Genomic DNA, 22,291 nt, shown 5'->3' with positions numbered 1-22,291 from the left:
CGGTTCATGGAATGATTTTTTCCCGGCGCGTGATCGCGAGCACGATCACCAGAAAGCCGAATATGGCGAAGTCCCGCCAGAGGATGGGTCCATAGGCGCTCCACAAGGTCTCCATGAGGCCGATGCCGGCTGCGCCCAGTGCCGCGAATAGCGGCGAAGCCTGCCCGCCGATGGCCGCGATGAACAGGACCTTGACCCCGAAGGTCAGGCCGGTGCCGAAATCCATGTTGCCGTAATAGGAAGCAGCGAGAATCCCGCAGAACGAAGCGATCAGCGACGCCACGCCGTAGGCGGCGACATAGACCACGCCGGGATCGATACCGCAAAGCGCGGCGGCCTTGCGATCCTCGGAAACGGCGCGCCAGTAGCGGCCGGCGTAGGAACGGGTCAACAGCCAATGGCCGCCGGCGACAAGGGCCACCATGAGCGCGGTATTGACGAGTTGTACGACCGTCAGCGCGACCGGAAAGGCAGGATTGGGCCAGAACACCACCACGTCGTTCAGGAAGGGCGGCAGCCAGAGGCTTCTGGTGTCGGAGGCGAGCCGGGCTGTTTCCATCAGCACCAGCAGGCTTCCGAGCGAGGCGACGACCACCGCGTTGGCGGAGGAAAAAGCCAGGGGCCGCATGATGTAGCGGCCGGCAACAAGGCCGGCACCGAGCCCGAATGCGAGCGCCGCTGCCGCCCCCAGCGCGAGAGCCGCCGGCAGTACCAGCCACAGCCGGCTCCAGCCGACATCGGCGAAGAGCACGAAGATTTGCCCTGCAAAGGCGAAGAGTGCGCCATAGGTCAGATCCGCCCGGCGTGTGACGGCAAAGGCGATGGCGTATCCGAAGGCGAGCGCCGCATAAAGCGCGGCCACGGGCACGGCATTGGCGATCTGCTGCAGAAAATAGGCCATGGCACATCCGCGTGATGACAAGCGTACTATAACTGGTAAAATAGCTTTTACCAGTTAGGATTTTCGCATGAGCTTCACCTGGACCGCACATCGATTCTCCGGCGGCGCGCTCGCACTGGACGTCGCCAATTCCGTGGTCCTGCGCTTCGACGCGGAGCGCCGGATCGATCGCTTCGACGATCCGGCGGCGATCGACAGCTTCGCCGAGGCCGCAAATCTCTACGGCGCCGAACGGAGCCGTTTCGGCACGCTCGTCCCGGCAAAATCAGAGCGCCGCAATGCGTTCATCGGATTGCGCGAGGCGACGGATCGCCATTTCCGCGCGCTGGTGCGGACTGAGGACCGGCCGGATCTCCTGGCCGATCTGCTCGAGGCGATCGCCACCGTCCTGCGTCAACCCGCGACCACGGGCAAAGGCACGCCGCTCGATGTGGCCACGGCGCATTCGGCACTTGGTCTCATTGCCGGACCGGAGAGGGAACGCCTCAAAATCTGCCCCAACTGCGCGTGGCTGTTTCTCGACCGCAGCCGCAACCGAAGCAGGACGTGGTGCGACATGGCGGTTTGCGGCAACCGCACGAAGGCCAGGCGTCATTATCGCCGCAGCAGAGAGGAACCGAAGCCATGAAGAGAGCCATGATATCCGCTCTGCTCGCCGCAGCGGTCGCTGCCGGCTGTCGACGCGAAAGCGGCAGGGATCCGCTCGAACTGACCGGCAAGATGTTCGTGTTCAACTATCGGCTGGCCTATGCGACCTATATGGTCACCCTCAACAAGACGGAGCCGGTTCCGGATGGGAGCACTGTCGTCGCAACCTTCGAAAACCCTGCCGGCGGCAATCCGCTGACCCTTGAACGGCGGCTTTTCCCGAAGCTGAACAAGGTGGTGCTGGAAAGTCCGGACATCACCTGCGTGAAGAAGCAGAGACCCTATGCCGTGACCATCGAGGTCAAAGGGCCGGACGGGACATCGCTTCAGAGATTGGAGACCACTGTCATTTCGGACATCGATCAGGACGTGATGCCGGCGAAGCCCCTTGTCGAAGGTCCGGCCTACGACAAGAACCCGGAGGTCTTCAAGGACGGCAAGGCGCCGGCGCGCTTCGAGACCGCCACTTGCCCGACGTAAAAAGCCGGAGCGTCACCGCCCCGGCTCGAAAATCACGTCCCTGCTTTAAAGATCAGCCGACGATCTCGGTGCCGGAGAACCAGTAGGCGATTTCCTCGGCAGCCGTTTCCGGGGCATCGGAACCGTGAACCGAATTTTCGCCGATCGAAAGAGCGTGGACCTTGCGGATCGTGCCCTCGGCGGCGTTAGCCGGGTTGGTAGCGCCCATGACTTCACGGTTCTTGGCAATGGCGTTTTCGCCTTCGAGAACCTGGACCACGGTCGGGCCGGAGGACATGAATTCGACGAGCTCGCCGAAGAACGGGCGCTCCTTGTGGACGGCATAGAAGCCTTCGGCTTCGCGGCGGCTCATCCAGACGCGCTTCGAGGCGACGACGCGAAGGCCGGCATCCTCCAGCATCTTGGTGATGGCGCCGGTCAGGTTGCGCTTCGTCGCATCCGGCTTGATCATCGAAAAGGTACGTTCAATCGCCATTGGCTCAATTTCCCTTGCTCTTGAGAAGTGGCGGTTCATTAGCCGCCAATTCCGCGCAAAACAAGGGGGCGCGGCGATGATTCGCCCCCTCGCGCTGTAGTTTCACGCCGCTGTCACGCTGCGGCCCAAGCCGTCGTGAAGGTCGAGGCAGCGCTCGAACCAGTCGGTGACGACGTCGCCTGCGGCAAGCAGGCGGCGTGGCGAAGCGATACGCGCCCATTGCAGCGCGCCAAAGACGATATAATCGGCAAATAGCGGCCCGTCGCCGCCGAGGAACGGCTGAAACTTCAGCATGTGGCGGAGCGGTTCGAGCTTCGCCGAGAAGCTTTCGAGGTCTCCACGCCCGGCCTCGGCAACCGCCTCCAGCGGCCTTCCGAAGCGCTCCTCGCGGCTCGCCCGGAAATAAGCCCGGTCGATCGGGTCGAGGCTGTCATGAATGTCCATGATCGCGATACGTCCGATCGCGGGATGCAAAACCGTTTGCGACCAGCCCTCGACGAAGCGAGCCATGGCCTTTCCGCCTTCGCCGGAAAACAGCGGGGGACGATCGGGATAGGCCTCTTCGAGATAGAGAGCGATATCGAAGCTGTCGCTGACGAGTTTCTCCCCGTCGCGCAGCAGGGGAACGATCTTCGTCGCCCCCTGCTCCAGCCTCGGAATCTCGGTGAAGCCGACGGGCGCGATGTCGAAGGCTAGGCCCTTGTGCGCGAGCGATAGCTTCGTCTTCCACACATGCGGCGAAAAGGGGCGGCTCCTGTCGGTTCCGGAGAGTGCATAGAGTTTGCGTGTCATTCAGGCTCCTGTATTTCGCTACTGAGGCACATAAGGGGAGCACCGCTTGCGGATCAAATCACTTAATTTCATCAGTAGCATTCGACACCCTGATACGGATTCGCGATAGGTTGCCGACCACACGAGGAGCCGACCACACGAGGAGATTGCCGATGCTCGACCACTACCGGATGTTTGCCGACTACAATCGCTGGGCGAACCGGCGTGTCTACGCTGCCGTCTCGGAACTATCGGATTCGGAATACCGGGAGGACAAGGGAGCCTTCTTCGGCTCGCTACACGGGACGCTGAACCATATCCTCGCGGCGGACCGGATCTGGATGAAGCGGTTTACGAAAGAGGGCGAGGCGCCGTCGCAACTCGACGCCATTCTACACGAAGATTTCACCGGACTGGCGGCGGCGCGGGCGGCCGAGGACGACCGCATCATTGCCTGGGTCGACAGCCTCGACGAGGCGCGCCTTGCCGGGCACTTCACCTACTCTCCGCTCACCAATCCGGTCGAGGTCACGGAACGGCTCGCACGGACGCTCGCTCACTTCTTCAACCATCAGACCCATCATCGCGGCCAGGCGCATGCGACCTTGACCGCGCTTAGGCAGCCCTCACTGACGCTGGACCTGGTTTTCTTCCTGCGGACCGAGGGCAAGAAGTGGGCCGATTGAAGCGAGGCCGGAGCCGCCCTCCGTGGCAAGCGAGATGCGCCTGTCTCGGGCACCGGCGAGCCACGCGATAAGTCGACCCTGCCCCAGCCAGGCGGCAATGCCGAGCGCGATGCCCCCCAGGATTGAGCAGAAGGCAAACGCCAACGGCGAGAGCGACGGCCGGATCGGCAGCAACAGCAACTCCGGCACGAAGCGGTGCAGGATGTAGATATGAAAGCCCGCTGCGGAAAGCGGCAGGATCAGCCGCGTACCCCATTGCGGCATGCGAATGCGCGGCAGGAAGAGCAGCGCCGCCAGGACGGCGATCTGCAGCAGATATTTGACTTTCGTCCCGATCCAGACGCCCTCATAAAGCCCGAGGAACAGGAAAACGCCTGTTCCTGCCAGCATTACCATCGAGCGTTCTTTCCACGTTTCGGCAACTGCCGCACACCAGCCGAGCACCGCCATGTAGAAGATCCATGGAAGGGTGAATATCTGGCGGTTGCCGATATCGACGAGAAGCGGAAACGCCATCCGGGCAGCGAAGGCCGCGGCAAACAACGCCATGCCCACGGCAAGAGGTCTTCTGGCCGCGGCGCGCCGGACGACCGGAACGGCAAACAGAGCGCCAAACACCAGCAGCATCTGACAATAGGCTTCGATGAACCAGTAGAGATAGGGCACCATGCCGTGGCGCCCGGGGTCGGCAAAGCCGAAATTCCCGACGAGAAAGACCGACGCCCAGGGTACCTGGCCCCAGGCGAGCGTGTAGCCCGCCACGATCAGATAATAAGGGACGAGAATCTGGACGAGCGGCCGCAGCAGCTTGTCTATCGCGCCGGAGAGCAGTGCGCCGCTCTGGAAGCGCGCTAGACCGAAGCCGGCGAGAATGACCATGGCAGCCGATCCTCCCGGAATCGGCCAAAGCGTCTCGTGGTGGACCACGACCAGCAGGATCGCCAGCGCCCGGATCAGGAGATCCGCGCCGATCCGGCGGCTCTTTCGCTCACGGCTGCCGAGGGCGGCGAGTTCGCCGATCGAGAGCTTTTCCCAGGCCTCCGGCAGTTCTCCGAGCCTCCTCTCGAGGCCGATCGAAAGCTGGACGAAACGGAGCGAGTCGCCACCAAGCGACAGAAAGCTGTCCTCCCGTCGAACCTTCTTCGGATAGAAGAGCTGGGCAAAAAGCGGCTCGACGTCCCCCTCTTCCGAACTGCCGCACGTTGCCGCGGCCGGCCGCTTGCGAAGGGCCGGGTAATCGATCTTGCCGGATGTCAATCTCGGCAACTTGTCGAGGCGGGAAGCCCCTACATGCATCAAGGTCAAGCCGCTCGCCTCGACGAGCAGGCGGCGAACTTCATCCGGATCGCGGTTTCCCACATAGTAGGCATGAATTTCGGTGTCGCTGCCGACCACGGCCGCGGCGACGCCGTGCCGCTCCAGGGCCGCCTCCAGACCGTCGTGACCTATTCGGAGGCCGGCAATCTTCGATATCCGCTTTGTTCGTCCGACGATCCGGAAGAGCCCGTCCGCATCTCTTACGGCCAGATCGCCGGTCCGCAATTCCGACAACTCGGCCCCCCGCGCGAGATCGGCGCGTGACGACGCGTAGCCCATCATCACGTTCGGCCCGCGATAGACAAGCTCGCCGGGCTGATGGGCGCTGGAGATTATCCTTCCACCGTCGTCCTCTATCGTCAGGCTGCCGCCCGGGATGGCGATGCCGATCCGGTCTTCCCTGCCCCGGAGGCGGTCCGGCGGCATATAGGCCATGCGAGCGGTTGCCTCTGTCTGGCCGTACATCACGAAAAGGCACGCGTTGCGCGCGGAGAGATGCTCATTGTAGCGGCGAACGAGTTCCGGCGCCAAACGTCCGCCGGCCACAGTCATGAAGCGCAGCGCCGGAAAGTCCCGCTCCCGGAATCCCGCCATTTCCAGGAGGTCGTAGGAATAGGGGACTCCGGCAAAATTGGAGCTGCCGCTCTGCGCAAGTTCATCGAGGAAGCCCTCGTCGAGGATGGAACAGCCCGGCATATAGACGCTCGCGCCCACGGCGAGGTGGGCGTTAAGGACGGAAAGCCCGTAGGAATAGTGGAGCGGCAGGATGAGGCAGCCTCGGTCCGCTTCCGTCAAACCGAGATATTCCGCGATTGATCGCGCATTGGACTGGATATTCATGTGCGACAGCCGCACCCATTTTCCCTGCCCGGTGCTGCCGGACGTCGAGAGCAGGACGGCAAGTTCGGGATGCGGCGCGATCGCATTTCCCGCCAGCCGCTCCATGCGCCAGCGATCGCCGAAGCGGCGGTAGCAATATTCCGGTTTGAAGACGTCGCGATCCTTGGCCATGGAAGCGGTGCCGCACAGGGCGACCGCGTGGCCCGCCTCGAGTGCTGCGAGATAAGCGACGATAGCGTGTTCGGAAAGATCGGCCTCGATTATGACCAGGCCGCGATCGCCGCGCCACCGAGAAGCGAGCCGCTCGATGCGCTCGGCAAGTTCGCTGTAACTCACGATCCGCCCGCCGCGCAAAAGCAGCGCCGGCCGGTCGCCCCGCGCAGCAAGACTTGCAACACCGAACGGAGACACCGGAACTTCGCCTGAGCCGCCCAAGACCACCTCCATTTTAGCAAGGCGGCATATTATTGCTGACTCCCATCGTCAAGTATAAAGGGCGAAGCGGAGAGAGGACGTTGTGCGAAACGGTTTTGCGCGCGGAGTGCGCCGTTTGAAAAGGCCACCCCGGAGCACGAAAGGCCCGGTTCGGGGGAACCGGGCCTTTCGTTCGGGCGGAGCCAGAGGCGCGTGGGAGGCCGCGCCCGCTCCGTGACTCGTCGGCTGTGGCCTTAGCGGCTGAGGCCCTGGTAATATTCGCCTTCACCGCCGGAAACGACCTTCGGCTGCGGAGCATAGCCGACGGAACCGGTGGACGTACGGTCGAGGGAGCCGTCGGCACGGCGAACGGCCGTCTGGTCACCGGCTCGCGCTGCGCGTTCGGTGTAGAGCGGCTTGTCGCTGACACCCTGATAATAGCTGCCGCCGGCAAAGGCTGCGGATGCACCGCCGAGAACGGCTGTGGCAACAAGGGTGGCGGCGAGAGCAGTATGGATTGCGTTCCTCATGATCATCACTCCTGATCGGTCGTTCGCTTGAACGAAGGTTTCGTCGCGACCGCCTTGATCGGCACCATTCCGGACGCGGTGGCCTCGCCGATGGCGCCCGGTCCGATCAAAGGGTCAGGAGAGCATTCTCGTGCTCTCCGTCCGAAGATGTGGGGCCTCATGATGAGGATGGGAAGTATTGATTATCGGAACACGTTGTCCATGAATCCATAACAATCCTTACTTGAAAATGCCTTCGGCATCCTTATCCGAGCGATCGCGAGAGCAGTGGCGCGAGTCTCTTGCCTTCCCGAAAAAGTCCGGGCAAAAGGCCCGGATGATCCAGATATCCGGCCTCTCCGCCCGCATTGCGGGCCGTCTGCTTATCGACAACGCTTCCGTGACGCTTCCGGCGGGCACGAAGGCCGGGCTCGTCGGGCGCAACGGCGCCGGCAAGTCCACACTGTTTCGGGTCATCACCGGCGAGCTTGCGGCGGAAGCCGGCGGTGTTTTCTTGCCGAAGAACGCGCGGATCGGGCAGGTCGCACAGGAAGCGCCGGGGACGGAAGAGCCTCTGATCGAAATCGTGCTCAACGCCGACAGGGAACGCACCGCGCTCATCGCAGAGTCGGAGACGGCGATCGACCCGCACAGGATCGCCGAGATCCAGACGCGGCTCGCCGACATCGGCGCCCATTCGGCGGAAGCGCGCGCGGCAAGCATTCTCGCCGGTCTCGGCTTCGACCACGAGGCGCAGAAACGCCCCGCCTCCTCCTTTTCCGGTGGCTGGCGCATGCGCGTGGCGCTTGCCGCGGTCCTTTTTTCGGAGCCCGATCTGCTGCTCCTCGACGAGCCGACCAACTATCTCGACCTCGAAGGAACGCTGTGGCTCGAGGACTATATTCGCCGTTATCCGCACACCGTGATCATCATCAGCCACGATCGCGACCTCCTGAACACCGCGGTGAACGCGATCGTTCACCTCGATCAGAAGAAGCTCACCTTCTACCGCGGCTCCTACGATCAGTTCGAGCGACAGAAGGCGGAAGCGGACGAACTGCAGATGAAGGCGAAAGCCAAGAACGAGGCGGCCCGCAAGCATCTGCAGAGCTTCATCGATCGCTTCAAGGCCAAGGCTTCCAAGGCCCGTCAGGCCCAGAGCCGCATCAAGGCATTGGAGCGGATGGGCACCGTTGCAGCCGTGATCGAAGACCATGTCCAGGGCTTCACCTTTCCGGACCCGGAGAAGCAGGTGGCCTCGCCCATCGTCGCCATCCAGGGCGGCGCGGTCGGCTACGAACCGGGCAAGCCTATCCTGAAAAGGCTCAATCTGCGCATCGATGCGGACGACCGGATCGCGCTTCTCGGGTCCAACGGCAACGGCAAGTCCACTTTTGCGAAGTTCATCGCCGGACGCCTCCCCGCGCAAAGCGGCGAGGTGCGGATCGCCCCGGGCCTGAAGGTGGGTTTCTTCGCCCAGCACCAGCTCGACGACCTCGTGCCGACGCAGAGTGCCGTGGAGCACGTCCGCCGCCGCATGCCGGAAGCGCCGGAAGCGAAGGTGCGCTCCCGCGTGGCGCAGATGGGACTTGCAACCGAGAAGATGGACACCGCGGCCAAGGATCTCTCCGGTGGCGAAAAGGCGCGGCTTCTTATGGGCCTTGCCGCCTTCGAGGCGCCAAGTCTGCTTATCCTTGACGAGCCCACCAACCATCTCGACATCGACAGCCGCAATGCACTGATCGCCGCCCTCAACGACTTCTCCGGCGCGGTCATCCTCATTTCGCATGATCGCCACCTGATCGAAGCGACGGCCGACCGGCTGTGGCTGGTGCGCGAAGGAACCGTCACGAACTACGACGGCGACCTCGAGGACTATCGCGGGCTGATCGTCGGCGGGCCGAAGCCCAGGGACGACAAGTCCAGGGTTAACGGATCGGATGAGGCGCTCTCCAAGGCAGACCAGCGAAAGGTGAATGCGGACAGGCGAGCCTCACTGGCACCGCTCAGGAAAAAGATCAATGAGATCGAGTCCTTGACGGCCAAACTGGAGAAAGTGATTCAGGCCCTTGATACGGAGCTTGCAGATCCCGCGCTTTACGAGAAGGCCCCGGCAAAAGCGGCTCAGCGCGCCAAGGAGCGCGCCGATGCCGTCGAGAAACTTGCTGCTGCGGAAGAGCAATGGCTGGAGCTGTCGGCGGAATACGAGGAAGCGATGGCGGGATAATCAGCCCGGCTGCTCTCGATCACGATGTCTTTAGGTCGGGTCGACCTAAAGACATCGGCGGAAATGGCACAGTTTTCCTCATCCCGCTCTAACCGAGCTCGAAGGTCGTGATCCCGTAAATCCGTGCTAGCGGCAGATCCGGTGCCGGTCCGCGATACATACGGGCGGTCTCGAAAACCGGCTTCATGTTGTAGCGCGTGCAAAGTGCTCGGGCGGACGCATTCGGCTCGGGAACGTCCAAATAGATCCGTTCCCCGCCGGTGCCGGTTGCGAGCTTGCGAAACAGGAGATCCGCACCGGTCTCGCTGTCGGCGAGCAGCGGACCGATCTTGTAGCCTTCGCGGCACTTGCGGATCGTTCCGTACCCCGTGATTGCGCCGTCTCGCAGCAGGACCACGCTTCTGCGCGTCTGCAACTGCTTGGTCCATTCGCGCAGAAACGCCTCGCGCCGCGTTGGATTGAACCTCATGTCATAATCGATCAGCGTCGCCGAATGCACCGGCGCCACGTCGACAAGCTCGGTGCCGGGCGGCTCGGTCACGTTCACCACGCCGCCGTAGCGTATGTTCGCGTGCGCCCAGCCGAAACCCGATTTCCGATAGTTTCCCTGCTGGCCCACGACCCCGTCGAGGCCGATGGTCCGCCCCTCGGCCCTTGCAATCGCCCACTTCCAGAGATCGAGGCCGATGCCCCTGCCCCGATACGCCTCGTCGGCGATGAAAAAGCCGAGAAACGCGTAACCGCTGCCATAGCGCACGAGCGAAATGGCGGCGGCAAGCCGCTCTTCCTCGACCGCGACCCAGTAGCCTTCTGGATCGGCGGCCCAGAAAGCATTGCCGTCGTCAGTACCGGGATTCCATCCCTCCCTGGCGGCCCAGTCGATGATCGTGTCGAGCTCGGCCCGTGTCGCAAGACGAATATGTGGCATCTGAAATCCTGACTTCGGAGACCCCCCTCGAGAGGCAAGAAGACGGACAAGATAGATTTGGGTTCCATCTTGTCCACCCAAGCGGCTAGGCTAATTTTTGCAACGGGATGCGGGCTTGTCGGCATTTCCCAATCTGCTAAAAGGGTGCGGAATAAATCATACTAATCAGGGCGGAAAACACCATGTCCCCAATCAACATTGCCATCGTTGGCGTCGGCAAGATCGTGCGCGATCAACATCTGCCGGCGCTTGCGAAGAACGCGGACTACCGCCTGATCGCAGCCGCGAGCCGCCATGGAACGGTGGACGGCATCGACAATTTCAAGTCGATCGAGGCCATGCTCGAGGCCGTGCCGGGGGTCGAGGCGGTTTCGCTCTGCATGCCGCCGCAATACCGCTACGAGGCGGCGCGTACCACACTTGCCGCCGGCAAGCATGTCTTCCTCGAAAAGCCGCCGGGCGCGACTTTGAGCGAGGTCGCGGACCTGGAGGCGCTGGCGGACGAAAAAGGCGTTTCGCTTTTCGCGAGCTGGCACTCGCGCTATGCGCCGGCAGTGGAGGCGGCAAAGACGTTTCTGGCGTCGACCGCGATCCGCAACGTCCGGATCATCTGGAAGGAAGATGTTCGCCACTGGCATCCGAATCAGGAGTGGATCTGGGCAGCCGGCGGGCTGGGCGTCTTCGACCCCGGCATCAATGCACTCTCGATCATGACCCACATCCTGCCCCGGCCGGTCTTCATCACCTCCGCGACACTCGAATTTCCCGAAAATCGCGACGCGCCGATCGCCGCCACGATCGCCTTCAGCGATGCCGAAAAGCTCGATGTCGCTGCCGAGTTCGATTGGCGCCAGACAGGCAAGCAGAGCTGGGACATCGTCGCTGAAACCGATGCGGGCGAGATGGTCCTCTCCGAGGGCGGCGCCAAACTCGCGATCGACGGCAAGATCGTCCACGAGGAGCCCGAGCAGGAGTACCCCATGCTCTACCGGCGTTTCGCCGAGATCATCAAAGCCGGGAGATCGGATGTCGACCTGGCGCCGCTCCGGCACGTGGCCGACGCCTTCATGCTCGGCCGCCGCAAATTCGTCGAGGCATTCCACGACTAAGTGTAGCGTGTGCGGACATGGTGCTGCTGCCCTCGCCGCCGCTGCTGATGCCGCTCTCCCCGGTTAAACCCGAGGGGGACGAGTACGGCGCTGCCGCGAGTCTTCTTCGCACCGCCTGCGGGGGAGAAGGTGGAAGGCAGGCCGGAGGGGGCAACCGGTTCCGGCCTGATTCGCGTCGATCACGCCTTCTTTTCCCATCTTCCGTCACGGTTCTGCTGCCAGTAGGTGAGATTGTGCCCCTCGCCCTTTAGCCGCTTCCACTGATCGCGCGCCGCTTCGAGCTGCTGCTGGTCGTAGCCGTCGAACATGAAAACAACCCGCTCATATTCCGAAACCGGCGGCGGCCCGGCGCCGTCGACGACGAAGCGCACAGTCGCGGCGTTCCGGTTGCCGTCATCGGCGACGACGAGAATAGGTTGTTCCGCCGCGAAATCGCCGGCGTCCGTCCCATGCGGCAGGAAGCTGTCGTCCCGATAGACCCATAGATGCGTATCCAGCGCATCACGCCTTTCGGCGTCGATCGTCTGCACGACCACCCGCCAGCCGCGCTCGATGCTCTTGTCGAGCAGCGGCGGCAGGGCGTCTTCGAGCTTCGATTCCGTCAGGTGGTAAAAAAGGATCTCGGTCATTCCGATCTCGGGCCAACGGTCACGATTCGTAGTTCGCGCGCACCAGCTGGTCGAGGAGACGAACGCCGAAGCCCGAGCCCCATGACTGATTGATCTCGTCGGTCGGCGAGCCCATGGCGGTGCCGGCGATGTCGAGATGCGCCCAGGGGGTGTCCTTGACGAAGCGTTTCAGGAACTGCGCCGCGGTGACAGAGCCGCCGTGCCGGCCGCCGGTGTTCTTCATATCGGCGAACTTGCTGTCGATCATCTTGTCGTATTCCTTGCCGAGCGGCATCCGCCACAGTCGCTCCTGCGTCGCCAAACCGGCGGCGAGCAACTGCTCTGCCAGCCGGTCGTCGTTCGAAAACAGCCCCGCGTAATGATTGCTGAGCGCTACCATGATGGCGCCGGTCAGCGTTGCCAGATCGATCATCAGCTGCGGCTTGAAGCGATCATTGCAGTACCAGAGGGCATCGCCGAGGACGAGCCTGCCTTCGGCGTCGGTGTTGATCACCTCGATCGTCTGCCCGGACATGGACGTCACGATGTCGCCCGGCCGCTGGGCACTTCCGTCCGGCATGTTCTCCACGAGCCCGATGATACCTATGGCATTGACGGCTGCCTTGCGCGCGGCAAGGACATGCATGAGGCCGGTCACTGCCGCCGCTCCGCCCATATCGCCCTTCATTTCCTCCATGCCGGAAGCCGGCTTGATCGAAATGCCGCCGGTGTCGAAGACGACCCCCTTGCCGATGAAGGCGACCGGCTTTTCCTTGGCCTTTCCGCCCTTCCACTGCATGACCACCAGCCGCGGCGGACGGGACGAGCCTTGCGCCACGCCGAGGAGTGCGCCCATGCCGAGCTTCTTCATCTCCCGCTCGGTCAGGATCTCGACATCCACGCCGAGTTTTTCCAGTTCCTTCGCGCGCGCCGCAAACTCGACGGGGCCCAGCACGTTGGCGGGCTCGTTGACGAGATCGCGCGCCAGAAACACGCCTTCTCCGACCGCCTGGGCCGTCGTGAAGGCCTTTTTCGCTGCGATCACCGTGCCGGTGACGATGGTGACCTTGACCGGTTTCTGCGCCGCCTTCGGCTCGTCATCCGATTTCCGGGTCTTGTAGCTCTCGAAGCCGTAGGCATTCATTTCCATGCCAAGGGCGAAATCCGCAGCTGCCTTGCCGGTGACTTCGAGCCCCGGCGCATCGAGGAAAACCGTGATCTTTTCGGCAGACCGCGATTTCGCAGCCGCGGCGCCACCGGCCTTCAGCCAGTCGTGATCGCCGACGCCGCCCGCGTCCCCGAGGCCGAGCAGGACAATCCGATCGGCCGGCGAGCCGTGCGGCGCAATGACGTCGAGAGTCGAGAGCGCCTTGCCCGTGAACTTCCCGACCTTCGCCGCCTTCGCCAGGACGCCCTCCGGATCGGCGACAGCCGCCCCGGCCGCTTCCTTGGCTCCCGCAACCTGCAGGAGTATCGCGACGCCGCCGGCCGGGCGGTGGGATTTGCTGAAAGAAAACTCGAATTTCATCGGCATGCAGGACTCCAGGCACTTTCTGACGGTGGCGCCCGGCCTGTTACCGGACGGCTACAGTGACCGACATTCGCGACGTCGGCGGTGATCGAAGCTGTGGGGCGCACCCTTCTCGCTTTTCAGGCGCTTGGCAAGATGCTCGCACATGTTTACATGCGGTTAACCGAAATTCTTCGGCTTATATTTTCCCTGTTGTCGCAGATTCCGATTCGCGGCACGGGGACGAAGACGGCCACCTCGGCCGGCAAGAAATTGCGCGCTCGTCCGCAACCGAACGGCATACGAATTTGAGCAGGACCTTGGACCGGATACGGCTATGAAGCTCATCGAACGCTACATATTCCGGCGCGCCACGATCATGTTCCTGGCGACGCTCCTGCCGTTGATGGGCATCGTGTGGACCACGCAGGCGCTCACCAATGTCAACCTCGTTACCGACAGCGGTCAGTCGATCATCGCCTTCCTGAAGCTCGCGACGCTGATTCTGCCCTCGGTCGTGCCGATCATCCTGCCCTTTGCCCTGGTGATTGGCGTGACGCAGACGCTGAGCGCGATGAACACCGATTCAGAGCTTACGGTGCTGAGTGCCGCCGGCAGTTCGCGCATGTCCATCATCCGGCCGGTGATGTTTCTCGCGGCAGGACTGAGCGTCCTCTCCTTCGCCATCGACAATTTCGTCGAGCCTTATTCGCGCGTTGCGGTACGCAAGATGATCGCGACGGCCCATGCGGATCTGCTCGCCTCCGTCGTCCAGGAGAACGCATTCCGCAAGATTACCGACGGGCTTTACGTTCAGGTCGGCGCCCGCCGCAGCGGCGGCGTGCTGCAGGGCATCTTCGTCGCCGATGCGCGCGATCCGAATTTCGAACTCGTCTACTATGCGCGCGAAGGAGCCGTCGACGAGGAACGCTCCGCGCTGGTGATGAAGGACGGAGAGGTCCACCGCAAACTGCCGGACGGCGACGTTTCCATCATCAAGTTCGACTCCTACGCCTTCGATCTGACCGACCTGACCAGGATGGCCGGAGAGGCCAATATCCGCGCCAAGGATCGCGATCTCTTCTATCTGCTTGACCCCGATCCCGACGACGAAGCCTACAAGAGAGCTCCGCGCGCCTTTGCGGCGGAGCTGCACCGGCGCTTCACCGAATGGACCTTTCCGCTGCTCTTCGGCCTCATTGCACTCGTCGTCAGCAGCGATGCCCGGTCGCATCGCGAAGCACGCGTGCACCCGATGGTCAGCGCCCTTGGAGCGGCTCTGGTCATCCGGTGGATGACGTTCTACGCGGCCAACAGCGCCGAAGATTCGGTATGGTTCGTGCCGCTCATGTATCTGATCCCGCTGGTGACGGGAGCGCTTGCCATACAGCAGCTTGCCAGCAACCGGCGCCTCGACATCCCCATGACCTGGCAGGAAAAGCTCACGGACCTCATGGTCAGGCTACGGCTCGTGCGGCCGGCGGGTGCCGACGGGGAGCAGCCCTCATGATTTTCAACACGCTCGGACGTTATTTCTTCAAACGTTATGCACGCACCACGTTTTGGTTCCTCGTCGGCATTTTCGCGCTGATCTTCATCATCGACTTCAGCGAACTGACCAGCCGCATGTCGAACCTGCCACATTACACGGTGTCGGGCGCGCTGCTGATGACTGCGTTCCGCATTCCGACGATTCTGCAGCAAACGGTGCCCTTCGTCGCGCTTTTCGCGGCGATGGCGGCGTTGATCTCCCTTAACCGGCGCTATGAACTCGTCGTAACTCGGGCGGCGGGCATTTCGGTCTGGCAATTCCTGCGTCCGTTCGTCGTCGGCGCGCTGCTCTTCGGCGTGCTTGCAGTGGTCGTGATCAACCCGCTTGCCGCCTGGGGAACCAAGAAGGCGGAAGCGCTGGAGGCGGAGTGGGGCTCCACCCGTTCGGCCGCCGCGAACTCGATTCCCTGGCTCCGGCAGATCTACGACGGCACCGACACGATCATCGGCGCACGCTCCGTCCAGAACGGCGGCACCGAGCTGATCAACGTGACCGTTATCCACTTCGATCCACAGGGCGCAATCACGCTCCGGCAGGATGCGAAGTCGGCGAAACTCGAAGATGGTTACTGGCTTCTTAATGGCGTCGTCGAGACGGAGGTCGGGCGCCTGCCGCGTCGTATGGAAACGGCACAGCTCCGCACCAACCTGAAGCCGGATTTCGTCCAGGAACGTCTGGCAAAGGCTGATTCTATTCAGTTTTTTGACCTTCCGCGGAAAATCGAAGTGGCACGGTCCTTCGGCTTTTCCACCAACGGCCTGGAAACGCAATTTCACTCTCTCATGTCGCTGCCGCTGCTGCTCGTCGCCATGACGCTGATCGCCGCCTGCGTCTCGTTAAAATTTAGCCGGTTCAACCAATCTCGATCGGTGATTCTCGGTGGAATCCTGTCGGGCTTCGTGCTTTATGTCGTCACCGTGCTTGTCAAAGCATTCGGGAGCAGCGGCATTGTGCCTCCGTTCGTTGCAGCCTGGCTGCCGGTTGTTGTAGCAATGGCGCTGGGCTCGACGATTCTACTGCATCAGGAGGATGGCTAGTGGCGGCAGGCAACCGCAAACGCATGAAGCTTACCAACGCTGCCCTGCTTGCAGGCGTGGCGCTGCATATGCTTGCCATCGGAATGAATGCGCCAGCCAAGGCGCAGGACGCAGGGACGCGAATCGACGAACTGCAGCCGAATATTCCTGCCGACGCCAAGCTGCTGCTGACCGCCAATGAGCTCGTCTACAATCGCGACACGGAAAAGGTGACCGTACGCGGCAATGTGCAGATCGAATACGGCGGCTACAAGATGGTGGCCCGGCAGGTCGATTACGACCAGAAATCCGGCCGCATCCTCGCGACCGGCGACATCCAGCTCATCGAGCCGGGCGGCAACATCGTTTATGCCGACAGAATGGACGTCACCGACGACTTCGGCAACGGCTTCGTCCAGGCCCTCAGGATCGAAACGACGGATCTGACGCGCCTGGCGGCGGAAACCGGCGAAAGACGCAATGGCGAGGAATTCATCCTCAACAAGGCTGTCTACACCGCATGCACGCCGTGCAACACCAAGCCGGAACATCGCTCTCTGTGGCACATCAAGGCCCAGCGAATCATTCAGAACGGACGCACCCGTACCATTCGGCTCGAGCACGCCTATTTCGAGCTCTTCGGCAAGCCGATCGCCTACATTCCGGTGATGGAAATCCCGGACCATACGGTCAAGCGCAAGAGTGGCTTCCTGTTCCCGCAGTTCCGCTACACGCAAAAGCTCGGCGCCGGCGTAGGAGTGCCCTACTACTGGGCGATCTCGCCCTACATGGACGCGACGATCACCGGCACCGGGCTGACCCGCCAGGGTTTTCTCCTTGAAGGTGAGTTCCGGCAGCAGTTCCACAACGGCCTGCATACGCTGAACGTCGCCGGCATCAGCCAGCTGGACAGGGAGCAATTCACACCGGGAACCGTGGACGCGCTGGAAACCAATCGCGGCATGATCGCTTCGCGGGGCAAATTCGAGATCAATCCGCGCTGGAGCTTCGGCTGGAACGTCCTCGTCCAGTCGGACAACAACTTCGCCAAGACCTACGATCTGTCGACCTTCGACGGCACGACCTATGTGAACCAGGCTTATCTCACGGGCCTTGGAAAACGCAATTATTTCGACCTGCGGGCCTTCTATTTCGACATTCAGGATGCCGACCCAAACAGCCTCGACGAAAACAAGCAGCCGATCGCGCAGGTCCTCGACTATTCCTACACTGCACCGGAGCCGATCCTGGGCGGCGAACTCAACGCCGATTTCAACCTTACCAACATCAAGCGCAACCGGCTCGACAGGATAAACGTGCTGGGGGTCGAGCGCTTCCGCGGCCTCGAGGGTACCTCGCACAGGCTCACCGGCGAACTCGAATGGAAGCGAACCTTCATTGCGCCCGGCGGACTTGTGCTGACACCGCTGCTCGCGGCACGCGGCGATGCCCTCGGCATGAATGTGGATGACCCGGTCGGTTACACCGGCAACTTCAGCAGCAGCGATGCCGAGACCCGTAGAATGTTGACCGCCGGTCTCGAGGCACGCTATCCGATCCTCTTCGCTGGAGAGACGAGCACCCACGTTCTCGAGCCGATCGGGCAGCTGTATGCGCGTCCGGACGAGCAATATGCGGGCGGACTGCCGAACGAAGACGCGCAGAGTTTCGTCTTCGATGCGACCAACCTCTTCGATCGCGACAAATTCTCCGGTTACGATCGTATCGAGGGCGGTACGCGCGCGAATATCGGCCTGCGCTATACTGGAAGCTTCGACAGCGGCTTCGGCCTGCGCGCCATAGCCGGCCAGTCGTTTCACCTTGGCGGCCTCAATTCCTTCGCGACGAACGATCTCGTCAAGGTCGGGGCGGATTCGGGCCTCGAAACCGACAGTTCCGACTATGTCGCCATGTTGGGTATCGATGCCCCGTCCGGTCTGATGGCGAGCCTCTCCGGACGGCTGGACGAAAGCGACTTCTCGCTGCGCCGCGCCGATGCAACGGTCGGCTATCTCGGGCTGAACTGGCAGGCCGCTCTCACCTATACGCGGATCGAAGCGCAGCCGACCTATGGCTCACCGTTCGATCAGGACGAAATCCAGACCGCTGCCGCCTACCGATTCCACGAGTATTGGTCGGTTTTCGGCGCAGTGACCTACGACATCGACGCGGGCGTCGTCTCCCGCAACGGCCTCGGCATCACCTATGACGACCAGGACACGCTGTTCTCGATCGTCTACAAGCAGGAGCGGGACACCGACAGTTCGCTCGCGAACGATTGGTCGATCGGCGCCCGCATCAGCTTCCGCACGCTCGGTGACGTCTATGTCGGCGACACCAAGTTCGACGAACTGGACTACTTCTAGAGCGTTTGAAACGGCGCACTTCCGGACGGAAACCGTTCTACGTTTTTCCTGGAAGTGCTCTGAAGTGGCCATGTTCCACCCTTGCCGCATTGGCCCGATCGGAATCGACTTTCGGAAAGGACGGTTCCATAAGTTGAAGCGTCCTTCCGGCGTCCGCTCGAACGCACGGCGCTCCGGCGTGAATCGATCATGCGGTCTTGTCATTGTTTGGCCGCATGTATTATGCATTTCCCTCGCATTGACACCTATGACGCCCCGCGACTTGCGGAGCGCGCAGAGCTCGCCGTAGCAAGGTCGGCAGTGTGGCAACTGAAGCCGCCGGCAACGGGAGGCAGAACGAACAGGGGAATGATGATGGGCGGGAAAAACGCGATCGTGAGGTTGCTTTCGGCGGTTGCACTGGCGGGTGCGCTGAGTGTTGCAGCGGGTACGGCTACCACGGTAATGGCGGCGAGTACCGTCGAGGTGGTCGTCAACGGCACCGTGATCACCTCAGGCGACGTAGCCAAGCGGGTCGCTTTCCTTCGGCTTCAGCGGCAAAGCGGCGGCGCGGCCGAAGCCAAGCAGCAGCTCGTCGACGAGGTACTGAAGCGCGCCGAAATCGCGCGCGTTCAGCAGTCCGTCAGCACGGATGAGGTCGATGCCGCCTTCGCGCGTTTCGCTGCCGGGAACAAGCTTTCGCCGGAGCAGCTCGGCAAGATCCTTGACCAGGCCGGCGTCGGCATCGATCATTTCAAGCAGTATATCGCAGTCCAGATGAGCTGGCCGCGTGTCGTCAACTTCCGCTACGGCAGTGCCAGCCGCCTTTCCGGCGGCGACCTCGTCAAGCGCATGATGCAGGGCGGCGGCAACAAGCCGGTCACGACGGAATATTTCCTGCAGCAGGTCATCTTCGTCATTCCCGAATCGAAGCGCGGCGCCATCACGGCGAAGCGGCAGGCTGAAGCCAATGCCTCGCGCTCGCAGTTTCCAGGTTGCGACACCTCAAAGGCCTTCGCGGCGAACTACCGCGACGTCTCGATCCGCAGCCTCGGCCGGATTCTGGCACAGCAGCTGCCCGAAGATTGGAAGCCGCTCGTCGAAAAGGCCGGCGACGGCATGACGACGGGTACGCGCGTTACCGAAAAAGGCGTCGAATATCTGGCAATCTGCAAGAAGCGTCAGGTCAACGACGATGCCGCCGCCGAGATCGTCTTCCGCGCCGAGGATCTCGGCAAGAAGAAGGCCGAGGGGGAAGACCCGAACAGCGCCAAATATCTTGAAGAACTGCGCTCGAAGGCGCAGATCGCCAACAAGTAACGAGCCGGTATGAGCGAGACGAGCATCGGGCCGGTCGCCCTGACCATGGGCGATCCGGCCGGGATCGGCCCGGACATCAGCCTCTCCGTATGGGCGAAGCGGGCCGATCGGGCGACGCCGCCGTTTCTCTATGTGGGCGATCCGGCGGTACTCGCCGCCCGTGCCAAGCTCCTGGGTCTGACCGTGCCGATATGCGAGACCGATTGTCTCGGGGCCGTCGCCGCATTCCGGCAGGCGCTGCCCGTTTGGCCGGTCCGCTCCCCTGCCCCCGTCGTTCCCGGTAATCCCGATGCGGCGAATGCTTCCGCCGTAACCGATGCGATCGACACCGCCGTCCGGCTCGTGCTGGCGGGAGAGGCGTCCGCCATCGCCACCAATCCGATTGCCAAGGCAGTGCTCTACGAGGCCGGGTTCCGCTTCCCGGGCCACACCGAATATCTCGCGGATCGCGCCGCGCGCGCAACGGGCGTTGCCGCCCTGCCGGTGATGATGCTCGCCGGACCGAAACTGCGCGCGGTCCCGGTCACGATCCATATCCCGCTCAAGGACGTTCCAGCCGCGCTGACGCCGGAGTTGATTTACGAGACCTGCACGATCACCGCGGCCGACCTCAGGAGCCGTTTCGGCCTGCCGGCGCCGCGCCTGGCGATTGCCGGTCTCAATCCGCATGCGGGCGAAGGCGGCGCGCTCGGCCGCGAGGACGATGCCGTCATCCGCCCCGTCATCGATCGGCTGCGCGCCGAGGGGCTGGACGTCGTCGGACCCTTGCCGGCGGACACCATGTTTCACGATCGCGCGAGAGAAAGCTACGACGTCGCCATCTGCATGTATCACGATCAGGCATTGATCCCGGCCAAGGCGCTCGGTTTCGACGACAGCGTCAATGTCACGCTGGGCCTGCCCTTCATCAGAACCTCTCCGGATCACGGAACCGCTTTCAGTCTGGCCGGGAAAGGGACCGCGCGCGAGGAAAGCCTTCTTGCGGCACTGCGGCTTGCAGAAGAACTTGCCCGCAACGCCGGCAGGACGAAGCGCTGATGACGGCTCTCGACGGTCTGCCGCCGCTACGCGACGTCATCCAGCGCCACGGTCTCGACGCGAAGAAGGCGCTCGGCCAGAATTTCCTCCTCGATCTCAACCTTACCCAGAAGATCGCGCGCACCGCCGGTCCGCTGGAGGACGTGACGGTGATCGAAGTCGGTCCGGGTCCCGGCGGCCTTACACGGGCGATCCTCGCTCTGGGGGCCAAGAAGGTCGTCGCGATCGAGCGCGATTCGCGCTGCCTGCCGGCACTCGCCGAGATCGGCGCCCATTATCCGGGGCGGCTCGACATCATCGAGGGCGACGCGTTGAAGGTGGACTTCGAATCGCTTGCCGACGGCCCGGTGCGCATCATCGCCAATCTTCCCTACAACGTCGGCACCCAGCTTCTCGTCAACTGGCTGCTGCCAGGGCACTGGCCGCCCTTCTGGCAATCCCTGACGCTGATGTTCCAGCGCGAGGTCGGCCTCAGGATCGTCGCCGGCGCCGATGACGATCACTACGGCAGGCTCGGCGTCCTCTGCGGCTGGCGTACAAAGGCGCGTCTGGCATTCGACGTGCCGCCGCAGGCCTTCACACCGCCGCCCAAAGTGACGTCGACGGTCGTCCATCTCGAGCCTGTCGAAGCTCCGATCCCCTGCTCGCCCGCGGTCCTCGAAAAGGTCACCCAGGCAGCCTTCGGCCAACGGCGCAAGATGCTCCGCCAGAGCCTGAAACCCCTCGGTGGCGAGGCGCTGCTTGCGAAGGCGGGCATCGATCCGCAACGCCGCGCGGAAACCCTGACTGTGGAAGAATTTTGCCGACTGGCCAATTGTCTGTAGAGCCGGACGCTTGCGACAGCGCAGGAGCGAGCCCGCAGTCGCCGGCCGTCTTCCCCTCATACGCCTGCCGGCACCCTCTTCCCGCAAGGCGGCCGAAGGGATAAGCGGCGCGCTCAGAGTGGATTTTCCGTCAGCAGTCCGTTGACGAATTCGAAGAGGCCGGGGCGCCGGTCGCGGCGAAGGCGCTCGGCTTCGACGATCGCCCTGACGGAGGAGAAGGCCCGGTCGAGATCGTCGTTGACCACGATGTAGTCGTATTCGCGCCAGTGCTCGATTTCGGCGCGCGAATTGGCCAGCCGCGTCGCGATGACCTCTTCACTATCCTCGGCGCGCCGATGGAGCCGCGACTGCAGCTCCGCCATGGACGGCGGCAGGATGAAGATCGATACCACGTCGCCCGCCATTTTTTCCTGCAGCTGCTGGGCGCCCTGCCAGTCGATGTCGAAGAGCATGTCCCGCCCTTCGCCCATCGCCTTCTCGACGGCGTCACGCGGCGTGCCGTAGTAATTGCCGTGCACTTCGGCCCATTCGAGCAGCGAGTCCGTTGCCCTCAGTGCCTCGAACTCTCGGATCGACTTGAAAAAATAATGCCGCCCCTCGATCTCGCTCGGCCGCCGCGAACGCGTCGTCACGCTCACTGAAATGCTCAAGTCCGGATCAGCTTCGAGCAGGTTGCGCGCGATCGTAGACTTCCCCGCACCTGAGGGCGATGAAATCACGAGCATCAGCCCGCGGCGAGCGATCTTGATGGGCGAAACGGTCGCCGGTTTCAT

General features: G+C 62.8%; 20 protein-coding genes. 11 read left to right on the top strand and 9 right to left on the bottom strand.

Features of this window, described 5'->3' with window-relative positions:
- Window positions 1–4: 4 nt before the first annotated feature.
- Window positions 5–901: a branched-chain amino acid ABC transporter permease gene (locus tag AC5J09_RS17945; protein ID WP_324763182.1), complete on the bottom strand. Its 897-nt coding sequence runs from the start codon at window positions 899–901 to the stop codon at window positions 5–7.
- Between the two features lie 67 nt (window positions 902–968).
- Here AC5J09_RS17945 and AC5J09_RS17940 point away from each other — a divergent pair, with 67 nt between their 5' ends.
- Together AC5J09_RS17940 and AC5J09_RS17935 are read left to right on the top strand one after the other, a co-directional pair.
- On the top strand, window positions 969–1,529 hold the full coding sequence (locus AC5J09_RS17940) for a CGNR zinc finger domain-containing protein (RefSeq protein WP_494298136.1): 561 nt from the start codon (window positions 969–971) through the stop codon (window positions 1,527–1,529).
- Window positions 1,526–2,029 carry a hypothetical protein gene (locus tag AC5J09_RS17935; protein WP_494298135.1) on the top strand — a complete coding sequence of 168 codons (504 nt, stop codon included), beginning with the start codon at window positions 1,526–1,528 and terminating at the stop codon, window positions 2,027–2,029. Before AC5J09_RS17940 ends, AC5J09_RS17935 begins: the two co-directional genes overlap by 4 nt.
- A 52-nt stretch (window positions 2,030–2,081) precedes the next feature.
- Here AC5J09_RS17935 and ndk read toward each other — a convergent pair whose 3' ends face one another.
- Complete coding sequence (gene ndk, locus AC5J09_RS17930; RefSeq protein ID WP_003531616.1) at window positions 2,082–2,504, bottom strand: nucleoside-diphosphate kinase; 423 nt, start codon at window positions 2,502–2,504, stop codon at window positions 2,082–2,084.
- 102 nt (window positions 2,505–2,606) lie between these two features.
- Window positions 2,607–3,296, bottom strand: coding sequence for a glutathione S-transferase family protein (locus AC5J09_RS17925; RefSeq protein WP_437408853.1), 690 nt, complete (start codon window positions 3,294–3,296; stop codon window positions 2,607–2,609).
- A 152-nt stretch (window positions 3,297–3,448) separates the two neighbouring features.
- Between AC5J09_RS17925 and AC5J09_RS17920 the strand changes: the two genes are divergently transcribed.
- Window positions 3,449–3,961, top strand: a complete 513-nt coding sequence (locus AC5J09_RS17920) for a DinB family protein (protein ID WP_018094680.1) — start codon at window positions 3,449–3,451, stop codon at window positions 3,959–3,961.
- Here AC5J09_RS17920 and AC5J09_RS17915 read toward each other — a convergent pair.
- On the bottom strand, window positions 3,902–6,553 hold the full coding sequence (locus AC5J09_RS17915; protein ID WP_494298134.1) for a non-ribosomal peptide synthetase: 2,652 nt from the start codon (window positions 6,551–6,553) through the stop codon (window positions 3,902–3,904). The genes AC5J09_RS17920 and AC5J09_RS17915 overlap by 60 nt on opposite strands.
- Before the next feature lie 233 nt (window positions 6,554–6,786).
- Entirely contained in the window at window positions 6,787–7,068 is a 282-nt protein-coding gene (locus AC5J09_RS17910) for a hypothetical protein (protein ID WP_003531620.1), read from the bottom strand.
- A gap of 310 nt (window positions 7,069–7,378) precedes the next feature.
- Between AC5J09_RS17910 and AC5J09_RS17905 the strand changes: the two genes are divergently transcribed.
- The gene (locus tag AC5J09_RS17905; protein WP_494298133.1) at window positions 7,379–9,268 is read left to right on the top strand and encodes an ABC-F family ATP-binding cassette domain-containing protein; all 1,890 of its coding nucleotides are present in this window, start codon (window positions 7,379–7,381) and stop codon (window positions 9,266–9,268) included.
- A gap of 88 nt (window positions 9,269–9,356) precedes the next feature.
- Here AC5J09_RS17905 and AC5J09_RS17900 read toward each other — a convergent pair whose 3' ends face one another.
- Window positions 9,357–10,196: a GNAT family N-acetyltransferase gene (locus AC5J09_RS17900; protein WP_018094676.1), complete on the bottom strand. Its 840-nt coding sequence runs from the start codon at window positions 10,194–10,196 to the stop codon at window positions 9,357–9,359.
- 182 nt (window positions 10,197–10,378) lie between these two features.
- Between AC5J09_RS17900 and AC5J09_RS17895 the strand changes: the two genes are divergently transcribed.
- Window positions 10,379–11,305, top strand: a complete 927-nt coding sequence (locus tag AC5J09_RS17895) for a Gfo/Idh/MocA family protein (protein WP_494298132.1) — start codon at window positions 10,379–10,381, stop codon at window positions 11,303–11,305.
- Between the two features lie 179 nt (window positions 11,306–11,484).
- On the opposite strand, the gene AC5J09_RS17890 is transcribed toward AC5J09_RS17895, so the two are convergent.
- Both AC5J09_RS17890 and AC5J09_RS17885 read right to left on the bottom strand, forming a co-directional pair.
- Window positions 11,485–11,934: a DNA polymerase III subunit chi gene (locus AC5J09_RS17890; protein ID WP_494298131.1), complete on the bottom strand. Its 450-nt coding sequence runs from the start codon at window positions 11,932–11,934 to the stop codon at window positions 11,485–11,487.
- Window positions 11,935–11,953: 19 nt separating this feature from the next.
- Window positions 11,954–13,447, bottom strand: a complete 1,494-nt coding sequence (locus tag AC5J09_RS17885; RefSeq protein ID WP_494298130.1) for a leucyl aminopeptidase — start codon at window positions 13,445–13,447, stop codon at window positions 11,954–11,956.
- Between the two features lie 313 nt (window positions 13,448–13,760).
- Between AC5J09_RS17885 and lptF the strand changes: the two genes are divergently transcribed.
- The 6 genes from lptF to rsmA all read left to right on the top strand — a co-directional run bounded on the left by lptF (window position 13,761) and on the right by rsmA (window position 21,518).
- On the top strand, window positions 13,761–14,933 hold the full coding sequence (lptF, locus tag AC5J09_RS17880) for an LPS export ABC transporter permease LptF (protein WP_100672115.1): 1,173 nt from the start codon (window positions 13,761–13,763) through the stop codon (window positions 14,931–14,933).
- Window positions 14,930–16,012: an LPS export ABC transporter permease LptG gene (gene lptG / locus AC5J09_RS17875; protein WP_018094670.1), complete on the top strand. Its 1,083-nt coding sequence runs from the start codon at window positions 14,930–14,932 to the stop codon at window positions 16,010–16,012. The genes lptF and lptG overlap by 4 nt, the downstream gene beginning before the upstream one ends.
- Window positions 16,012–18,357 (top strand): LPS-assembly protein LptD, encoded by a 2,346-nt coding sequence (locus AC5J09_RS17870; RefSeq protein ID WP_494298129.1) that lies wholly within the window; start codon window positions 16,012–16,014, stop codon window positions 18,355–18,357. Before lptG ends, AC5J09_RS17870 begins: the two co-directional genes overlap by 1 nt.
- 348 nt (window positions 18,358–18,705) lie before the next feature.
- Window positions 18,706–19,656, top strand: a complete 951-nt coding sequence (locus tag AC5J09_RS17865) for a peptidylprolyl isomerase (RefSeq protein WP_324763171.1) — start codon at window positions 18,706–18,708, stop codon at window positions 19,654–19,656.
- A gap of 9 nt (window positions 19,657–19,665) precedes the next feature.
- Window positions 19,666–20,694 carry a 4-hydroxythreonine-4-phosphate dehydrogenase PdxA gene (pdxA, locus tag AC5J09_RS17860; protein WP_494298128.1) on the top strand — a complete coding sequence of 343 codons (1,029 nt, stop codon included), beginning with the start codon at window positions 19,666–19,668 and terminating at the stop codon, window positions 20,692–20,694.
- Window positions 20,694–21,518 (top strand): 16S rRNA (adenine(1518)-N(6)/adenine(1519)-N(6))-dimethyltransferase RsmA, encoded by an 825-nt coding sequence (gene rsmA / locus AC5J09_RS17855; protein ID WP_494298127.1) that lies wholly within the window; start codon window positions 20,694–20,696, stop codon window positions 21,516–21,518. Before pdxA ends, rsmA begins: the two co-directional genes overlap by 1 nt.
- A 113-nt stretch (window positions 21,519–21,631) precedes the next feature.
- Here the strand turns inward: rsmA and gmk are convergent, their stop codons facing one another.
- Window positions 21,632–22,291, bottom strand: a complete 660-nt coding sequence (gene gmk / locus AC5J09_RS17850) for a guanylate kinase (protein WP_003531657.1) — start codon at window positions 22,289–22,291, stop codon at window positions 21,632–21,634.

The organism is Sinorhizobium sp., from assembly GCF_059070375.1.
Note: the sequence above shows the minus strand (reverse complement) of the source record. Positions and strands in the feature narration are given on the sequence as shown.

Coding starts and splice junctions, on each gene's coding strand:
- lptF (WP_100672115.1), top strand. CDS start 13,761: ATGAAGCTCATCGAACGCTACATATTCCGGCGCGCCACGATCATGTTC.
- AC5J09_RS17925 (WP_437408853.1), bottom strand. CDS start 3,296: ATGACACGCAAACTCTATGCACTCTCCGGAACCGACAGGAGCCGCCCC.
- AC5J09_RS17945 (WP_324763182.1), bottom strand. CDS start 901: ATGGCCTATTTTCTGCAGCAGATCGCCAATGCCGTGCCCGTGGCCGCG.
- pdxA (WP_494298128.1), top strand. CDS start 19,666: ATGAGCGAGACGAGCATCGGGCCGGTCGCCCTGACCATGGGCGATCCG.
- rsmA (WP_494298127.1), top strand. CDS start 20,694: ATGACGGCTCTCGACGGTCTGCCGCCGCTACGCGACGTCATCCAGCGC.
- AC5J09_RS17885 (WP_494298130.1), bottom strand. CDS start 13,447: ATGCCGATGAAATTCGAGTTTTCTTTCAGCAAATCCCACCGCCCGGCC.
- lptG (WP_018094670.1), top strand. CDS start 14,930: ATGATTTTCAACACGCTCGGACGTTATTTCTTCAAACGTTATGCACGC.
- AC5J09_RS17865 (WP_324763171.1), top strand. CDS start 18,706: ATGATGATGGGCGGGAAAAACGCGATCGTGAGGTTGCTTTCGGCGGTT.
- gmk (WP_003531657.1), bottom strand. CDS start 22,291: ATGAAACCGGCGACCGTTTCGCCCATCAAGATCGCTCGCCGCGGGCTG.
- AC5J09_RS17920 (WP_018094680.1), top strand. CDS start 3,449: ATGCTCGACCACTACCGGATGTTTGCCGACTACAATCGCTGGGCGAAC.
- AC5J09_RS17900 (WP_018094676.1), bottom strand. CDS start 10,196: ATGCCACATATTCGTCTTGCGACACGGGCCGAGCTCGACACGATCATC.
- AC5J09_RS17890 (WP_494298131.1), bottom strand. CDS start 11,934: ATGACCGAGATCCTTTTTTACCACCTGACGGAATCGAAGCTCGAAGAC.
- AC5J09_RS17940 (WP_494298136.1), top strand. CDS start 969: ATGAGCTTCACCTGGACCGCACATCGATTCTCCGGCGGCGCGCTCGCA.
- AC5J09_RS17910 (WP_003531620.1), bottom strand. CDS start 7,068: ATGATCATGAGGAACGCAATCCATACTGCTCTCGCCGCCACCCTTGTT.
- ndk (WP_003531616.1), bottom strand. CDS start 2,504: ATGGCGATTGAACGTACCTTTTCGATGATCAAGCCGGATGCGACGAAG.
- AC5J09_RS17905 (WP_494298133.1), top strand. CDS start 7,379: ATGATCCAGATATCCGGCCTCTCCGCCCGCATTGCGGGCCGTCTGCTT.
- AC5J09_RS17935 (WP_494298135.1), top strand. CDS start 1,526: ATGAAGAGAGCCATGATATCCGCTCTGCTCGCCGCAGCGGTCGCTGCC.
- AC5J09_RS17895 (WP_494298132.1), top strand. CDS start 10,379: ATGTCCCCAATCAACATTGCCATCGTTGGCGTCGGCAAGATCGTGCGC.